21 protein-coding genes are annotated in these 14,675 nt (G+C 37.6%); 8 read left to right on the top strand and 13 right to left on the bottom strand.

Annotated elements, in window-relative coordinates; genetic code table 11:
- Positions 1 to 57: 57 nt before the first annotated feature.
- The 7 genes from ACPZ3T_RS27515 to ACPZ3T_RS27545 form a co-directional block, all read right to left on the bottom strand.
- Positions 58 to 246 carry a hypothetical protein gene (locus tag ACPZ3T_RS27515; RefSeq protein WP_490272602.1) on the bottom strand — a complete coding sequence of 63 codons (189 nt, stop codon included), beginning with the start codon at positions 244 to 246 and terminating at the stop codon, positions 58 to 60.
- A gap of 187 nt (positions 247 to 433) precedes the next feature.
- Positions 434 to 766 carry a hypothetical protein gene (locus ACPZ3T_RS27520; protein ID WP_490272603.1) on the bottom strand — a complete coding sequence of 111 codons (333 nt, stop codon included), beginning with the start codon at positions 764 to 766 and terminating at the stop codon, positions 434 to 436.
- Positions 767 to 834: 68 nt separating this feature from the next.
- Positions 835 to 1,032, bottom strand: a complete 198-nt coding sequence (locus tag ACPZ3T_RS27525; RefSeq protein WP_490272604.1) for a type II toxin-antitoxin system Phd/YefM family antitoxin — start codon at positions 1,030 to 1,032, stop codon at positions 835 to 837.
- Positions 1,033 to 1,046: 14 nt separating this feature from the next.
- Entirely contained in the window at positions 1,047 to 1,295 is a 249-nt protein-coding gene (locus tag ACPZ3T_RS27530; RefSeq protein WP_490272605.1) for a type II toxin-antitoxin system RelE family toxin, read from the bottom strand.
- Positions 1,296 to 1,335: 40 nt separating this feature from the next.
- Positions 1,336 to 1,677 carry a XisI protein gene (locus ACPZ3T_RS27535; RefSeq protein WP_490272606.1) on the bottom strand — a complete coding sequence of 114 codons (342 nt, stop codon included), beginning with the start codon at positions 1,675 to 1,677 and terminating at the stop codon, positions 1,336 to 1,338.
- A complete protein-coding gene (locus ACPZ3T_RS27540; RefSeq protein ID WP_490272607.1) occupies positions 1,665 to 2,084 on the bottom strand; it encodes a XisH family protein in 420 nt (139 codons plus the stop codon). The genes ACPZ3T_RS27535 and ACPZ3T_RS27540 overlap by 13 nt, the downstream gene beginning before the upstream one ends.
- Before the next feature lie 125 nt (positions 2,085 to 2,209).
- Complete coding sequence (locus ACPZ3T_RS27545) at positions 2,210 to 2,428, bottom strand: helix-turn-helix domain-containing protein (RefSeq protein ID WP_490272608.1); 219 nt, start codon at positions 2,426 to 2,428, stop codon at positions 2,210 to 2,212.
- Between the two features lie 164 nt (positions 2,429 to 2,592).
- Here ACPZ3T_RS27545 and ACPZ3T_RS27550 point away from each other — a divergent pair, with 164 nt between their 5' ends.
- Positions 2,593 to 2,829: a hypothetical protein gene (locus tag ACPZ3T_RS27550; protein WP_490272609.1), complete on the top strand. Its 237-nt coding sequence runs from the start codon at positions 2,593 to 2,595 to the stop codon at positions 2,827 to 2,829.
- Between the two features lie 70 nt (positions 2,830 to 2,899).
- On the opposite strand, the gene ACPZ3T_RS27555 is transcribed toward ACPZ3T_RS27550, so the two are convergent.
- The 5 genes from ACPZ3T_RS27555 to ACPZ3T_RS27575 all read right to left on the bottom strand — a co-directional run bounded on the left by ACPZ3T_RS27555 (position 2,900) and on the right by ACPZ3T_RS27575 (position 7,623).
- Positions 2,900 to 3,301 (bottom strand): endonuclease domain-containing protein, encoded by a 402-nt coding sequence (locus ACPZ3T_RS27555; RefSeq protein ID WP_490272610.1) that lies wholly within the window; start codon positions 3,299 to 3,301, stop codon positions 2,900 to 2,902.
- A gap of 248 nt (positions 3,302 to 3,549) precedes the next feature.
- Positions 3,550 to 3,891, bottom strand: coding sequence for a XisI protein (locus ACPZ3T_RS27560; RefSeq protein ID WP_490272611.1), 342 nt, complete (start codon positions 3,889 to 3,891; stop codon positions 3,550 to 3,552).
- The gene (locus ACPZ3T_RS27565; RefSeq protein ID WP_490272612.1) at positions 3,879 to 4,295 is read right to left on the bottom strand and encodes a XisH family protein; all 417 of its coding nucleotides are present in this window, start codon (positions 4,293 to 4,295) and stop codon (positions 3,879 to 3,881) included. Before ACPZ3T_RS27565 ends, ACPZ3T_RS27560 begins: the two co-directional genes overlap by 13 nt.
- Positions 4,296 to 4,347: 52 nt before the next feature.
- A complete protein-coding gene (gene acnB, locus ACPZ3T_RS27570; RefSeq protein WP_490272613.1) occupies positions 4,348 to 6,972 on the bottom strand; it encodes a bifunctional aconitate hydratase 2/2-methylisocitrate dehydratase in 2,625 nt (874 codons plus the stop codon).
- 255 nt (positions 6,973 to 7,227) lie between these two features.
- Positions 7,228 to 7,623 (bottom strand): hypothetical protein, encoded by a 396-nt coding sequence (locus ACPZ3T_RS27575; RefSeq protein ID WP_490272614.1) that lies wholly within the window; start codon positions 7,621 to 7,623, stop codon positions 7,228 to 7,230.
- Positions 7,624 to 8,173: 550 nt separating this feature from the next.
- Here ACPZ3T_RS27575 and ACPZ3T_RS27580 point away from each other — a divergent pair.
- From ACPZ3T_RS27580 to ACPZ3T_RS27595, 4 genes are all read left to right on the top strand, one after another.
- Complete coding sequence (locus ACPZ3T_RS27580; RefSeq protein WP_490272615.1) at positions 8,174 to 8,536, top strand: DUF433 domain-containing protein; 363 nt, start codon at positions 8,174 to 8,176, stop codon at positions 8,534 to 8,536.
- A gap of 152 nt (positions 8,537 to 8,688) precedes the next feature.
- Complete coding sequence (locus ACPZ3T_RS27585) at positions 8,689 to 8,901, top strand: helix-turn-helix domain-containing transcriptional regulator (protein WP_490272616.1); 213 nt, start codon at positions 8,689 to 8,691, stop codon at positions 8,899 to 8,901.
- Between the two features lie 43 nt (positions 8,902 to 8,944).
- Positions 8,945 to 9,982 (top strand): DGQHR domain-containing protein, encoded by a 1,038-nt coding sequence (locus ACPZ3T_RS27590; RefSeq protein WP_490272617.1) that lies wholly within the window; start codon positions 8,945 to 8,947, stop codon positions 9,980 to 9,982.
- A gap of 3 nt (positions 9,983 to 9,985) precedes the next feature.
- On the top strand, positions 9,986 to 10,873 hold the full coding sequence (locus ACPZ3T_RS27595; RefSeq protein ID WP_490272618.1) for a hypothetical protein: 888 nt from the start codon (positions 9,986 to 9,988) through the stop codon (positions 10,871 to 10,873).
- Between the two features lie 18 nt (positions 10,874 to 10,891).
- On the opposite strand, the gene ACPZ3T_RS27600 is transcribed toward ACPZ3T_RS27595, so the two are convergent.
- On the bottom strand, positions 10,892 to 11,056 hold the full coding sequence (locus tag ACPZ3T_RS27600) for a hypothetical protein (RefSeq protein WP_490277425.1): 165 nt from the start codon (positions 11,054 to 11,056) through the stop codon (positions 10,892 to 10,894).
- A 340-nt stretch (positions 11,057 to 11,396) separates the two neighbouring features.
- Here ACPZ3T_RS27600 and ACPZ3T_RS27605 point away from each other — a divergent pair, with 340 nt between their 5' ends.
- From ACPZ3T_RS27605 to ACPZ3T_RS27615, 3 genes are all read left to right on the top strand, one after another.
- Entirely contained in the window at positions 11,397 to 12,296 is a 900-nt protein-coding gene (locus ACPZ3T_RS27605) for a S66 peptidase family protein (protein ID WP_490272619.1), read from the top strand.
- A 78-nt stretch (positions 12,297 to 12,374) separates the two neighbouring features.
- The gene (locus ACPZ3T_RS27610) at positions 12,375 to 13,175 is read left to right on the top strand and encodes an FkbM family methyltransferase (RefSeq protein WP_490272620.1); all 801 of its coding nucleotides are present in this window, start codon (positions 12,375 to 12,377) and stop codon (positions 13,173 to 13,175) included.
- Positions 13,176 to 13,372: 197 nt separating this feature from the next.
- Positions 13,373 to 14,482 (top strand): class I SAM-dependent methyltransferase, encoded by a 1,110-nt coding sequence (locus tag ACPZ3T_RS27615; RefSeq protein WP_490272621.1) that lies wholly within the window; start codon positions 13,373 to 13,375, stop codon positions 14,480 to 14,482.
- Positions 14,483 to 14,675: the final 193 nt, after the last annotated feature.

Raw genomic sequence — 14,675 nt, forward strand, 5'->3', positions numbered from 1 at the left:
AGGAAATATAAAAACTATATATTAGGTGAAGCTATGCTTTATTGATGGGTCTGATGATCAAACTAATGGTATTTTAAGCTTTTCTTTACAAATTAGCTCTAGGGATTTAGAGGTGCGATCGCCATACCGTTGTTTGTACTCTTGAGGAATTATATTCAGTATACCTCTTGTCTTGCTGCCTATGTAGAGCGATCGCACTTTGATCATGATTCTAGGCGATCGCAATAATGACCGCAGGTATAGCACCTTAATCTTCAAAAATACTATCAAAAATTTCTCAAGCTACTGCTAACGCCTATAAAGAAAGCTTGAATCCGTGGGCAGAGTTACTCGTCTAGGTTGAATAAATTTATGTATTGAAAATTTATTAGCACTTGAAATCAAGTCATAGTAAAACTTAATATCTAGTGACATTTAGTTAATATTCTGCCATTCACGAGCATCTATAAATAAGATTTAAATATTCCCAAGTTTCTGTTTGCTCTTGTTCATCTCCTGCTTGTAACCATTCTTTAGTTAATTCTTTCAGTGCTTGATGTTGTTGATGTAAGAGTTTTTTTGTTTGAATATCCAAATCTTCTTGTTCAAAGTTGGTTAATAACTCCGGTTTAATAGTGACAGTTTTCCGAAAAACTCGCATTATTTCCAGCAAATTTGACCAATATTCCTGGGGTGTTTCTTGAATTTCTTGCAAGATTTCTGTCAAACAGCTTGCTTCACTAATGTGACTAGCTTCAGCTTGATTAATTAAATTGGGTTGAGTCATTAGTAATTATTCCTCATGAGAACTATTACAGTGAAGTGAGCCATAACGACTCACCCTAATTAGTAAATTTAGGATAATAACATTTTCTTCGCCTCAGCTAAAGATACCGAAGTACTATCTTTTTCTTCTGTTTTCGCATTCCTTAAATCTCGTAAATCTTCCAAATCTTCTAACAATTCCTGAACTTTTAAAAACTCCTCATAAGGTAAAACAGCAAATTGCTTTTGACCATTTTTTGTTAAAAATTCAGGATGTAATTCAATCATTTTGATAACTCCTTTTACTCATAAGCTTTACTGCGATGCTTCACCCTATATATCATGATAGTCTGTTCTTCTAATTCAAACAAAACTCGATAATCACCTACTCTCAGACGATATTCTGGTGTAAAGTTGGTTAAGTGTTTGACATCTCCCTGCAAGTCATCTTGCATTGCTTCCATTTTACTGATAATGCGTTCTCTAATATCTACAGGAAGTTTCTCTAAATCTTTAATTGCTTTGGGCTTAAATTCTATTTGGTACTGCACATACTTGACTCTCTTGAAATATATTATACTATGGCATATTTTAAGTGATCGCAAAATCCGTATATTGTCTCACCTCTGGTGGCTGAAACGCCAAGACAATATCACTAGCCGGAACACCTAAGCGCATTAACTCCGTTGCTATTCCTTCCTCTGTCCAATCTTCTTCAATGTAAATCTTTTCATTTTTAATGCGAATATGGACATGAGTATATTTATATCTTTTACTTCCTTGCCAATCAACTGTTAACCACAGATAATGATCATGGTTTTCATCAAATACTAAACAAGTTTCGTGCTTTTTATTAGCTGATTGATTGGCAAAGTTATCATATTCTGTCAAAACTTGTTTAATTAATTCCCGATAACGGATTAATTTATCCATGAGACAATTTCCTCTTTTTCCATATTCACAACTAGTAAATCAATTTGATTGATTTTGACTACAGCTTGAATAGATTTTCTCTGAAAGAATGTTTCATAAATCTCATCTTTGATAGCTAAACATATTTCTTCATATTCATCTTGTCTTAACTGAATAAGATTGCGATATAAGATATATTGACCTAAAGCTAGTTCAAAATCCTTAATGAGAGAAGGACTAATAAAACTTTTTATTTCTACAATTATTTTACGTGTGCTTTTTGAATCTGATACATATTTCTCAACTGCTAAATCTGCATATAGCTCTACATCTTCATATTCAATTGAATAAGGATCAGCCGTAATTGTCCAGCCATCTTTAATTAAGGCATTTTTAACAGCATCATGATAAATATCTTTGGCTGGCATTGTCGCTTTAGTAATTACATTCAGGTAGTTATCCTAATTATCCTAATTAAACTATATCAGCGAAGAATGGAGGCGGGCGATGTCTATCGACCAGCCGCTCCGCGTCTACGCTCTCCACTCAAAAGTTATGTATCTTGAGTCAGCATTGATTCCTTAACCGCTTGCACTAACTCCTCTTCTGTACATTGATACAAATCTCGCAGGCGGAATACTTGCCATACTTCCATTTTCGGCGTTGTTCTCCCCTTTTCCCAGTTGCGAATTGAAGATTCTGCACAGCCTAGTTCCCCAGCTACATCAAAGGTTCTCAGCCCTGCACGTTCTCTCAAGGCTCTCAAATCCATAGCTGACTAGACCTTTTATATATTGTTTTACCGTTAAGTTTTAGCGTTAAGAATTGACAAAATGTAGTCGTTTGCACTTTAATCATCATTGAAGAGGCGTTAGTGCATCCCCGGCAAGAGACTCGCTAACGCCCTTTACTAAACTGTTTATGGATAAATTAATCATGCCACAAAAAAACGAAGACAACGATTTCTCGTTAGATACGAAACAAATCGCCTATAAAGAACGCTTGAATCCGTGGGCGATTACTCGTTTACTTCCAGATATGCAACGGGTGACTGTGGCGAGATTTCGCAGTCGGTCTGATGCAGACGGACATCTGCAACTTTTACGTCAACTTATACCTGATGCTAGCTTTACAGTAGTTTTCGATTCTCAGCGTGAGGAAGCTGTAATTTAGATTCTCTGTATTTTGACAAAAAGATAGTAAAATTGTTCCCCCTTCCCTCGTAGGGAAGGGGGTTAGGGGGTTAGGTCTCTTCACAACAAACCTGATAAATCAGCACCAAAACCCGATCAATTTCCTGTAGCACTTCCTCATTTTTAATCCTTAACAAACGCAGCCCTCTACCTAACAAAACTTTGTCACGTTCTGCATCATATTCAGCTTGTTGTTCGTGTATTTTTCCATCTACCTCTATCACCAATCTAGCGGCGTGACAGTAAAAATCTGTGATAAAACCATCAATAATTTGCTGACGACGAAAGTGTAACCCATGCAAACGATTACCGCGAAGATGTTCCCAAAGGATTTTTTCTGCTGGTGTCATTTGGCGACGGAGTTCTTTCACACGGTGCATTTTATCTGGGTTGATTTTTTGTCCTATAACTATATTGTTAGTTTGGTCTTTTTTTGGTGTTGGATTATTCATGTATGAATTATGGAAGCTGGTGTTGATTCATACATTATGGCTGACCTCTCCCCCAACCCCTCTCCGACGCGGAGAGGGGAGCTAGATTTCTGAACAATTTTGTCAAATAAAAGGTCTTATTTATGGGAGTAGTTTAGCAGGGAAATGGAAAGAAGTTTTTCTGTAAAATCACGTAATTTTCAGTAAACTATTTGCAGTTTTATTTACTATGTCAAATTTTAAGCGATCGCAAATATTTTTTGCATTGATTACGCAACAGCAAACTCAGTCAATTTACGAGTTTCTGGATCATGAAATGCTAAAACAATATCCTCTTTCGGTACACCTTCTCTTAATAAATCAGTAGCAATTCCTGCTTCTGTCCAATCTTCCTCAATATAAATCTTCTGATTCTTAATGCGAACATAAACTGAAATTGCTTCGACTCTTTTATCATTTTTCCAGCCAATATTAAACCAAAGATATTGACTTCTTTGATCATCAAACATTAATACTTCATCTATATCTGGATCTGGTACTTGTGATGAAATTCTGTCATACTCGGTGAGGATTTGTTTAATTAAATTTTGATAATGGGTTATTTTGTCCATTGAACAATCTCCTGTTTATTGATATCAACAACTAAGAGTAAAACCTGATATTTTTGGATGATTAATTGAATGGCAATTTGTTGAAAGAACTTTTCATAAATCTTTTTACTAATTGCTAAGTAAATTTTATAACTAGGGTTGGTAATATTGAGAAATGTTTGGTAAATTAAATACTGTCCTAACGCTGTTTCAAATTCACGCATATTAGAACGACCAAGAAAACTTTTAATTTCAATAACTATTAGTTCTCCTTCTCTTGTGGCAGAAATCGTTTTTTCTCCAGCTAAATCAGCAAGTAATTTAACTTCTTCATATCTAATGGGATAAGGATCAAAGGTAATCGTCCAACCATCCTTAATTAAAGCATTTTTTACAGCTTCATGGTAAGTATCTTTTACAGCCATTTGACCCTGTGAGTAACATTTAGGTGAGCCATCAAGACTCACCCTAGTTAAACTATACCAACAAAGCTTCCTCCTCTTTAGAAATCACTCGCCCTTCATCCTCAAAACCGGCGATTTGATCAAAGTTCAAATACCGATATAAATTCTCAGCAAAAGGATGAATTTTATTCGCCACAATATCAAGATATTCCTGTACTGTGGGAATGCGTCCTAATAAGGCACAAACTGCGGCTAATTCAGCAGAACCTAAATACACTCTTGCGCCTTTACCCATGCGATTATTAAAGTTGCGGGTAGAGGTGGAAAATACAGTTGTGCCATCTTCAACTCGCGCCTGATTTCCCATACATAAACTGCATCCTGGCATTTCTGTTCTCGCGCCGGCTGCACCAAACACACCATACACACCTTCTTCTTTTAATTGGTGTTCATCCATGCGGGTGGGTGGTGCTATCCACAGGCGAGTTTTGACTGCACCTGCACCTTCTAAAACTTTCGCAGTGGCTCGATAATGACCGATGTTTGTCATACAAGAACCAACAAATACTTCTTGTACTGGATCATTAGCAACTTCCGATAATAATTTAACATTATCGGGGTCATTTGGAGCGGCAACAATTGGTTCTGTGATTTCGTTCAAATCAATTTCAATTATTTCTGCATATTCTGCATCTGCGTCGGCTTCTAGTAATACAGGATTTGCTAGCCATTCTTCCATTTGGGCGACGCGGCGCATAATTGTACGCGCGTCTTGATAACCTCTGGCTACCATGTTCTTTAACAAGGCAATGTTAGAACGCAGATATTCAGCAATTGTGGCTTCACTTAATTTAATGGTGCAGCCTGCACAGGAACGTTCGGCGGAAGCGTCTGTTAATTCAAAGGCTTGTTCGACTTTTAAATCTGGTAAGCCTTCCATTTCTAAAATTTTGCCGGAGAAGATGTTTTTCTTGTTCTCTTTGGCGACGGTGAGCAAACCTTTTTGAATGGCAACGTAAGGAATGGCGTTAACAATATCTCTTAAGGTAATTCCTGGTTGCAATTCTCCTTTGAATCTTACCAAAACTGATTCTGGCATATCCAAAGGCATGACACCTAACGCACCTGCAAAGGCGACTAACCCAGAACCGGCGGGGAAGGATATTCCCAAGGGGAAGCGGGTGTGCGAGTCGCCACCTGTACCGACGGTATCAGGTAACAGCATCCGGTTGAGCCATGAGTGGATGATACCATCGCCGGGACGTAGGGCAACACCGCCACGTTGAGAGAAGAAATCGGGGAGTTCGTGGTGGGTTTTGATGTCTACGGGTTTGGGATAGGCGGCGGTGTGACAGAAACTTTGCATGACTAAGTCTGCACTGAAACCTAAACAAGCGAGTTCTTTGAGTTCGTCACGGGTCATCGGCCCTGTGGTATCTTGAGAACCAACGGTAGTCATGATGGGTTCGCAAGATGTACCGGGACGCACACCGGGTAAACCGCAGGCTTTACCGACCATTTTTTGGGCGAGGGTGTAGCCTTTGCCTGTGTCTTCTGGTTGTTGGGGACGGATGAACAGGGTGCTGGGTTCTAAGCCTAATGCTTGGCGGGTTTTGTCGGTGAGGGTACGTCCAATTAATAGGGGGATGCGTCCACCGGCGCGGACTTCATCAAGGATAGTGTCGGGTTTGAGGGTGAAGGTAGAAATAACTTCGCCGTCTTCGTTGGTAATTTCACCTTTGTAGGGATAGATGGTAATTACCATGCCGGTTTCAAGTTTGGTGACATCGCATTGAATGGGCAAAGCACCGGCATCTTCTGCTGTGTTGAAAAAGATAGGAGCGATCGCACCACCTAAAATATAACCCCCGGCGCGTTTATTGGGAACATAGGGGATATCCTGCCCCATGTGCCATAACACGGAGTTAATTGCCGACTTCCGGGAAGAACCAGTCCCGACAACATCCCCAACATAAGCTACGGGATGTCCTTTTTTCTTCAACTCAGCAATGGTTTCTAAGCTTCCGGGTTGCCGTGACTCTAACATCGCCAAGGCGTGGAGGGGAATATCTGGACGGGTGGTGGCGTGGGTGGCTGGGGATAAGTCATCGGTATTGGTTTCCCCAGGAACTTTAAACACGGTGACGTTGATATATTCTGGTAGCTGGGGACGAACTGTAAACCACTCGGCTTCTGCCCAGGAATTAACTACCTGTTTGGCGTAGGGGTTGATTTTGGCTAATTCCAAGACATCATGGAAGGCATCATACACCAATAAGGTTTTACTGAGGGCGGCAGCTGCGGCGGCGGCAATGGGTTCTTTGCCTTCTCCTCCCATTACCAAGGGGGTATCATCTTCTGATGGTTTGGTAGAGAGTTTGAGCAACTCAATTAAAGACTGCACATTATAACCGCCTACCATTGTCCCGAGTAATTCCACTGCGTCAATTGAAGAAATTAAGGGACTGGTGATTTCGCCTTTAGCAATACCTGTAAGGAAACCGGCTTTGACATAGGCGGCTGCATCTACACCAGGGGGGACGCGATCGCGCAATAAATGTAATAATGTATCTTCTTCCCCTGTTGGTGGATTTTTCAGTAATTCACACAACTCTGATGTTTGCTGTGCATCTAACGGTAAGGGCGGAATACCGAGGGCTGCCCTTTCGGCAACGTGTTGACGATATTTTTCTAACATTTTTGTGTTCTCTCTTTGTATCTTCTTACCTTAATTATGAAGTATTTTTAGACAAAACTTAGCAAGCAAAGTTTACCCGATTTTCTGTTTATAAGCCTTACTGGTAATCGCTTATGAGAATTTTTGTTTTATACTTAAAGTATAATTTTGGTGTCAAATTCCCACTGAAGATATTTTAATTACCTACACAGTTAAGGGCAGAATATATCCTGCCCCTACAATCATATGTATTCCACTCGATTGGTAACTATTATACTAAGCGGTCATAGCAGTTTCATCTGATGTTTTATCTGTATTAGATTTCAGGCGTGTCAATCTGCTTTTACGGACGCGTTCACTATCTCGAACTCCCCCAGCCAGTTCATATTCATTACTGTTTTTACCATACTTGAAACCAACACCCACCAGCATTTTGTCTGAAACCTGATTTAAGGTTTTTTCCATTTCATCTAGCTTTTTTTTAGAGGAGTCTATCATTGCTATAGCGGCATTATAATCATCAAGCATATTGTGAAACTGCTCAATTAATTGCGTCAGGTTTTGCAAGTTGCAAGTATCATCAAACTTGAGTTTTGGATCAATTGCTTTCAGTCCCGCAACTCTAAACTCAGCTTTTTCTAAAATCCGAGAACTACGCTTTTTTCTAGCCATAATTTTACACTTTAAAAAGCTTTACAAAGCTATTTTGACTCAATTAAGTTGTTTTGTAGTTCAGCAAAATTCACATTTTTCTTAATAAAATGTTTTATTTATACCCGTGATTTCTCGGAATTGCAGCAATACATTGCCTGTTTAGTGCAGAGTTAAGGCTTAATGTTGTGACTTTAAGGGTTAATGTTGTGACCTTAAGGCTTAATGTTGTGACCTTAAGGCTTAATGTTGTGACCTTAAGGCTTAATGTTGTAATCTCAAGGCTTAATAGCGTAATCTTAAGGGTTAATAGCGTAATCTTAAGGCTTAATGTTGTGACTTTAAGGCTTAATGTTGTGACTTTAAGGCTTAATGTTGTAATCTCAAGGCTTAATGTTCTGAGTTTTCACGTTATGTGGAAAAGCTAAGGTGAAACCTAACCCCCTAACCCCCTTCCCTACAAGGGAAGGGGGAATATGTAGAGACGTTTCATGAAACGTCTCTACAGTTGTAGGGGAGAGGTACTCTATGAGAAGAGCTTGGCTCTATGGAGAGGGGTTTTCTAGATGCCGTGAAAAGTCAGATTGCGAATTGGTTTAACATCTGTGGTACATTAGCACCAAATACTGCCAAAAATTTCATCAGTATGACAGCTACAACAAACTCTCGTTATGTCACTCGACAACCTGAAATTTTATCAGGTGAACCAATTATTCAAGGAACTAGAACACCTGTGAGAGCGATTGTTGAAAATTGGCGTTTAGGTATTAGGCCAGAGGAAATACCGCTACATTTACCTCATTTAACTTTAGCCCAAGTCTTTGATGCTTTGAGTTTTTATTTAGATAATCAATCAGAAATCAATGAATATATAGAACGAAATCATGTCCCTGATGAATTAGTTCATCCTGCTATTAAAATAATTCCCAATTAAATAAATAGAAAAAATTGTAGGTTGAGTTTCCTCACGTCAACTCATACCAATATCTATCTTGAGTTGACGAGATGTAGGTTGGGTTGCGCTGCGCTTAACCCGACCTACATCTACTAAAGCTAAAGAATATTGGCGAGACTACAGGAGTCGAGATGATGCCTAGAAGTACAAACTATCACGAAAAATTGATACAAGACTTAAAAAATCCTCTAGAAGCAGCAGCTTATATTGAAGTTGTTTTAGAAGAAGGCGACCCAAAAATGTTAAGTAAAGCACTCCAAAATGTCATAGAATCGCATGGTGGAGTTGATCAGCTTTTTACACCAGTCAAGAAACTCTACAATAAACTTGACCAAATGCTATAATTGTAAAAATAGCTTTTATTGAAAATTTGGAATAGTGATAGTTATGACTAACTTAAAAATTCCAGCATTTAAGATATTTCAAAATGATATACCAATGCTTTTGTTCATTACAAAAGCCGAAGTTATTTATCAGCGTTTTGATGTTTCTCGAAGAATTAATGACAAGGTTTTAGGCTATCAAAGGTCATTTTCAAATCCTAGAATTAAAAAAATAAAAAATTATATTAATCAAGAAAATGGTATTATACCAAACTCCATTTTAGTCAATCTTGACCAGGATAAATATTCCTATTTAGAAAATGAAAATCTATTAATCTTAAATGATTCAGATTCACTAGGACTCATTATAGATGGTCAACATAGAGTCAAAGGTTCTTATGAAGCTGATCCTAACTTTAACTTAATGGTAGTTGCAACTTTGGAATTATCAATTAAAGAGCAAGCAAAACTTTTTGTAATAATTAATCAAACCCAAAAAGGTGTACCAGCATCCCTTTATTTAGACTTAATGAATTTAATAGAAGGAGATATTGAAAATTATGATGATGAAGGAGTTTCAGCAGAAAGGCGAGCAACAGAAATTGCCCTTAGATTAAATGAAACAGAGGAAAGTCCTTTATATGAACTAATTAGAAGAACTGGAGATGCTGGTTTTGGTATATCTTTGAGTGAGTTCGTTAATCAAATTAGGGATTATGTAGAACCGAGAACTGGAAAACTTGCTAATTATGGCTTTGAACAACAGTATAAAATATTTGAAATTTATTTTCGTTCTATTAAAGCTGTTTTTTTAGAACAATGGGAAGATAAAGAATCTTACATTTTAAAAACAGTAGGGTTTGGAGGAATTATGAAAGCATTTTATGAAATTTTTAATCTAGTTACACAAAAATATCAAAAGTTTAACACTGAAAATACAATTAAAATCCTTGAATTAATTCAAGATTTTAATTTTAACAAAGAAAATTTACCAAGTGGTGGAGGTTATAAAGCGCAGGAAAAGGCTGGTGAAGTAATAGTTAGCCGTCTAAAAAATGCTATTAGAGATTCCCAGGAATTTATGGTGATGATTGGAGATTAGAAAGTGTCTTTAACTTTGGAAGAAATTTCTATTGCCTTTAAAAAATGTAATGGGGATGCAAAATTTTCTTTTAAAGAACATTTACATAGTTTATATAAATCTAAAGAAGATTATGAAAAAGGTTTTGTTGTTTACAATGTCAACAATTACATATTAGCTGATATTGAAAAACTTCTATCTAAAGCTATTTTAAATATTTGTTCTACTGATTATTTGATGAAGAAAGGATATTTTAGTTGGGGCTTTGTTACTTCATATTATGGTAATTTTTTCCTGATACAAGCTTTAAATAGAACACAACTTAACTTTACGACTTGGGTGAATACCTCTGTAGAGTGCCAAGTTAGAAACTATCAAGCGCAAGAGATTAATATCAAAAGTATTACGAAATCAACTGACGAACATCAGAGACAGTTTCAGGTTTTTTTTAACAATTTTAAAGATTTTAGAAATCGTCAAGGGATTGATAGATATTGGAATATTGGCATTCAACCTTTCAAATTGGGAAGTGAATCAGAAATAAGAAATAAAATTAATTACGAAATTTCTTCAGAAGCTTTTTATGAATTAGATGTAGATGAGCAAGAATTTAAGAGAATTATTGAAGATAATATATATTCTCCATTTATCCAAGACAAAGAAAGGTCAACAATAATAAATTATGCTCGCCAAAATTTAAAATTGGCTATAGCAAGATTAAGAATGTTAACTTATATCTTAAATATGATTGCTATTAGAAATATAGAATACCGGAGTTATTATCAAAGAAATATGAGAAACAGATTAAAAGCTATTACAAATAAATATCCCGATGTGAGTGACTGGATTACAGAACACTTTCAAAGTTGGTTAATTTTTGATGCTGAACTTGTAGAAACAGGCGAAATTTAACATGAATTATATCTGAAGTCAAAATTCATGAACTTTATATAGTTGCACAGCAATGCGCGTCACCAACTCTACATACAGCGACCAAGCCGCCTTGCGTTCTGTGGGGTCAACTTCCCAAGCCATCGAACCAATACCAAACGGGAGACTGACGGATACATTCTTTAAGGAAACGCGATCGCGCATAACTATAACTAAGCAAATTTAACTATAATTAGTGAATATTATAGTAATTGATGAAACTCTTCTACCAAAGCTTTTTCAGGATATGCTAGCAAAATGCGATAACCGGCTGTAGGTTGTAGACCATCGCATCTTATATATCTTAAGACTTAATATCGTAACCTGAAGCTTAAGAGCAAACAGGCAACAGGATTAAAGCACTCTATTCTTGAGATCCCGTCAAAAGTCAGGTAGGCTAACACAATTAATTCAAGGCGATCGCACTTCACCTGTTAAGTGTAGAATATTACAATTTGCAACTTATACCAATGCTGCAAAATTAAGCAACAGATGCAAACCTTGAATGAAATCGAAAATATTACCTGAACCCCTCAAACCCGGAGACTTAATACGAGTTATCGCGCCAAGTGGTGCTTTGCGAGAATTTGCAGCCTTTGAACGTGGTCTAGAAATTTGGCGATCGCGCGGTTATGATATCCAAGTTACCCCTGATATTGATCAGCGTTGGGGATACTTAGCCAACACCGATGAAAACCGCCGTCATCAATTAGCAGCAGCTTGGCAAGATCCCCATTGTCGCGCTATTCTCTGCGCTAGGGGTGGTTTTGGTAGCACTCGCATTTTAGAAAATTGGACTTGGGAAACTAATTCCTCAGCACCCAAATGGCTCATAGGTTTTTCTGATATCACAGCTTTATTATGGAGTCTCTACAACGCAGGTATATCAGGAATACATGGTGCTGTACTAACAACTTTAGCTGATGAGCCACACTGGTCAATAGAACGTTTATTCAATTGTGTCGAAGGCAAACCCCTGCCACCGCTTAAAGGTTGCGGTTGGGGAGGAGGCGTTGCTAGTGGTATCCTACTTCCAGGGAATTTAACAGTAGCTACCCATCTGTTAAACACACCCATACAACCACATTTTGATGGCGTAATTTTAGCCTTAGAAGATGTCACCGAAGCCCCTTACCGCATTGACCGGATGTTAACACAGTGGCGTTTAAGTGGTATCTTAGCCAAAGTAAGGGGTATTGCCCTAGGTGGCTTTACCAAATGCGAAGCACCCGCCAACCTACCTAGTTTTACCATAGAGGAAGTTGTGCGCGATCGCTTATCTGATTTGGGTATTCCCATAGTTTCAGATTTACCTTTTGGCCATGATAGCCCTAATGCTGCCTTACCCGTTGGAGTACCAGCCATATTAGATGCACAAGCCGGAATCTTAGAGATCAAAAACTAACTTGATATGGCAAAATTACCATGATTGCTAAAAATCAAACATATCTGGTTTCTTGTAGCGTGTCACAACACATTATCTATGGATAAAAATTTAATAATCGACGTTGGTGTTCATCAAGGTGAAGATACTGAATACTATTTAAAAAAAGGCTTTCGAGTCGTCGGGATAGAAGCAGATCCCCAATTGTATAACACTATCAAACATAAACTGCAACCATACATAGATAATGGTCAATTGCAACTTCTAAATTTAGCGATCGCTCCCCAAGATCGCGAAATCACATTTTATGCTAACCTTAACCATAGTGTTTGGGGTACAATTTCTCCAGACTGGGTGCAAAGAAACAAAATATTCGGCACAAATTCCCAAGAAATCACCGTCCAAGGTTGTAAATTTGAAAACATCTTGCAACAATTTGGCATTCCCTACTACCTAAAAGTAGATATTGAAGGCGCAGATATGTTGTGCGTCAAAGCATTACAGCACTTCGACACTAAACCACAATTCATCTCCATAGAATCAGATAAAAACTCTTGGAATAACCTACTTGCAGAATTTAACATTTTAGAAAAACTAGGTTATCAAAAATTTAAAGTTATTAGCCAACAAAATATCACCCAACAAACTTGCCCATTTCCCCCACGAGAAGGCAAATACACCGAACATAAATTTCAATTTGGTTCTAGCGGACTATTTGGCGAAGAAACACCAGGAAAATGGCTTTCAGAAACTCAAGCCATCAATCTCTACAAACGCATTTTTTTGTATTATAAAATATTTAGATTAAATGGATTTCTTTATGATATTCCCCTAGGAAAAAAACTATTAGAAAAATTCAATATAATGGAACCGTGGTATGATACCCACGCCAGCCTCTAAACATAATCTAAAAAACCTTTATAGCGTTTCTTACTCTGCTGAGTTACTAACTACACCATTAATAAAATTGCCTAATCTCCGCGCCCCTCTGCGTTTTCCTCCGCGCCCCTCTGCGTTTAAAAAATTAGCCCACACTTTACATATTTAAAACAGATTCCAACCCTATCCCAACAAATCTATACACAGTAATTTAACTCATGAGTCAACAATATACTCCCAACGCCTTTTTAAAACTAGAAAATGGTCAACTTTATGCAGTTTTTAGCTGGAGTCGCCGTCAACCACAACTCATTACAGCCAAATCTTGGTTAGCAATTCTAGAAATATTTATTCATCAACACGATATTGAATCAGCCTATAAAACCTTTGCAAAATTAAAATTAGATCCTATTAGCGAAGAAACTACCCACACACTCAAGCAATATCACCCCCTCATTACTCAACAAGCCTTAACCTTGTTAAAAGATAGAGATTTAATCATCTTAGAAAAAGACTTTAACAGTTTTTTTGAACCAACACAACAACATCATCTCACTAACCTAAGTGAAATCAATCCTCAAATTCTCACCTCTTTATTCTCTCCCTTCTTACTCCAAGATGATTTAGCAGAAATTAACAACATAGCCGACTTTCTGAGAGTAGTTTTACACCTAGAAAAAATTGGTTTATTATCTCCTACCAAAGAGTCCCTAGACTGGGGTAACTTAAGAAGAACAAACCCCATTTGTCAAGCCTTTGGTTTTTTAAGAGGAGAACCAATAGACAGATATTATCTCAATCAATTTATTGCCAAAATTCGCCCAGAAATTGTTGGTAATATTATGGAAATTGGTGCTATACCAAACGCCAAAGCAGCTTATCAATTAAGTGATAATGATTCATATTGTGTACTGAATATAGAAAAGTGGTCAGAACAAGACATCGTTGGTGATGCTCATGATATTAGTATTATTCAACCCGCCACTTTTGATACAATTCTCCTCTTTAATGTTTTAGAGCATTGTTATGCACCTTGGATAGTCATAGAAAACATTCACACATGGTTAAAACCAGGAGGAAAATGTTTTGCTAGCGTTCCCAGTGCCGTAAAAATTCATGATACGCCTCAAGATTACTGGCGACCTCTCCCTGACGCTTTCAATTGGATGTTCAGAAACTTCTCCCAAAAACAAATACGTACTTATGGCAATCCCCTAACAGTAATAGCAACATATCATGGCATTGCAAAAGAAGAATTAACCCCTGAAGAATTAGACACATTTCATCCAGACTACCCAGTAATTACCTGTATTTCCGCCACCAAATAAAAACCTACCCTCATCACATTCTGACTCACAACATTTCCCACTCTACCGAGTCGTATATTTCCATGTAGGGTGTGTGACGCTACCAAAATATTGCAACGTAGTCATAAAACTCATAGCGTCACGCACCAATCATCAATTGTGACACTTATACCGTTTCTTGATGTAGCTTGCCTGGCGTAGCCATAGACGCACT

Source organism: Aliinostoc maniaoense (genome assembly GCF_058172895.1).

What these genes read in the sequence shown, in the direction of transcription:
- ACPZ3T_RS27520 (WP_490272603.1), bottom strand. Translation starts at nt 766, where the DNA reads ATGACTCAACCCAATTTAATTAATCAAGCTGAAGCTAGTCACATTAGT.
- ACPZ3T_RS27525 (WP_490272604.1), bottom strand. Translation starts at nt 1,032, where the DNA reads ATGATTGAATTACATCCTGAATTTTTAACAAAAAATGGTCAAAAGCAA.
- ACPZ3T_RS27535 (WP_490272606.1), bottom strand. Translation starts at nt 1,677, where the DNA reads ATGGATAAATTAATCCGTTATCGGGAATTAATTAAACAAGTTTTGACA.
- ACPZ3T_RS27540 (WP_490272607.1), bottom strand. Translation starts at nt 2,084, where the DNA reads ATGCCAGCCAAAGATATTTATCATGATGCTGTTAAAAATGCCTTAATT.
- ACPZ3T_RS27545 (WP_490272608.1), bottom strand. Translation starts at nt 2,428, where the DNA reads ATGGATTTGAGAGCCTTGAGAGAACGTGCAGGGCTGAGAACCTTTGAT.
- ACPZ3T_RS27550 (WP_490272609.1), top strand. Translation starts at nt 2,593, where the DNA reads ATGCCACAAAAAAACGAAGACAACGATTTCTCGTTAGATACGAAACAA.
- ACPZ3T_RS27555 (WP_490272610.1), bottom strand. Translation starts at nt 3,301, where the DNA reads ATGAATAATCCAACACCAAAAAAAGACCAAACTAACAATATAGTTATA.
- ACPZ3T_RS27560 (WP_490272611.1), bottom strand. Translation starts at nt 3,891, where the DNA reads ATGGACAAAATAACCCATTATCAAAATTTAATTAAACAAATCCTCACC.
- ACPZ3T_RS27565 (WP_490272612.1), bottom strand. Translation starts at nt 4,295, where the DNA reads ATGGCTGTAAAAGATACTTACCATGAAGCTGTAAAAAATGCTTTAATT.
- acnB (WP_490272613.1), bottom strand. Translation starts at nt 6,972, where the DNA reads ATGTTAGAAAAATATCGTCAACACGTTGCCGAAAGGGCAGCCCTCGGT.
- ACPZ3T_RS27575 (WP_490272614.1), bottom strand. Translation starts at nt 7,623, where the DNA reads ATGGCTAGAAAAAAGCGTAGTTCTCGGATTTTAGAAAAAGCTGAGTTT.
- ACPZ3T_RS27585 (WP_490272616.1), top strand. Translation starts at nt 8,689, where the DNA reads ATGATGCCTAGAAGTACAAACTATCACGAAAAATTGATACAAGACTTA.
- ACPZ3T_RS27590 (WP_490272617.1), top strand. Translation starts at nt 8,945, where the DNA reads ATGACTAACTTAAAAATTCCAGCATTTAAGATATTTCAAAATGATATA.
- ACPZ3T_RS27600 (WP_490277425.1), bottom strand. Translation starts at nt 11,056, where the DNA reads ATGCGCGATCGCGTTTCCTTAAAGAATGTATCCGTCAGTCTCCCGTTT.
- ACPZ3T_RS27605 (WP_490272619.1), top strand. Translation starts at nt 11,397, where the DNA reads ATGAAATCGAAAATATTACCTGAACCCCTCAAACCCGGAGACTTAATA.
- ACPZ3T_RS27610 (WP_490272620.1), top strand. Translation starts at nt 12,375, where the DNA reads ATGGATAAAAATTTAATAATCGACGTTGGTGTTCATCAAGGTGAAGAT.
- ACPZ3T_RS27615 (WP_490272621.1), top strand. Translation starts at nt 13,373, where the DNA reads ATGAGTCAACAATATACTCCCAACGCCTTTTTAAAACTAGAAAATGGT.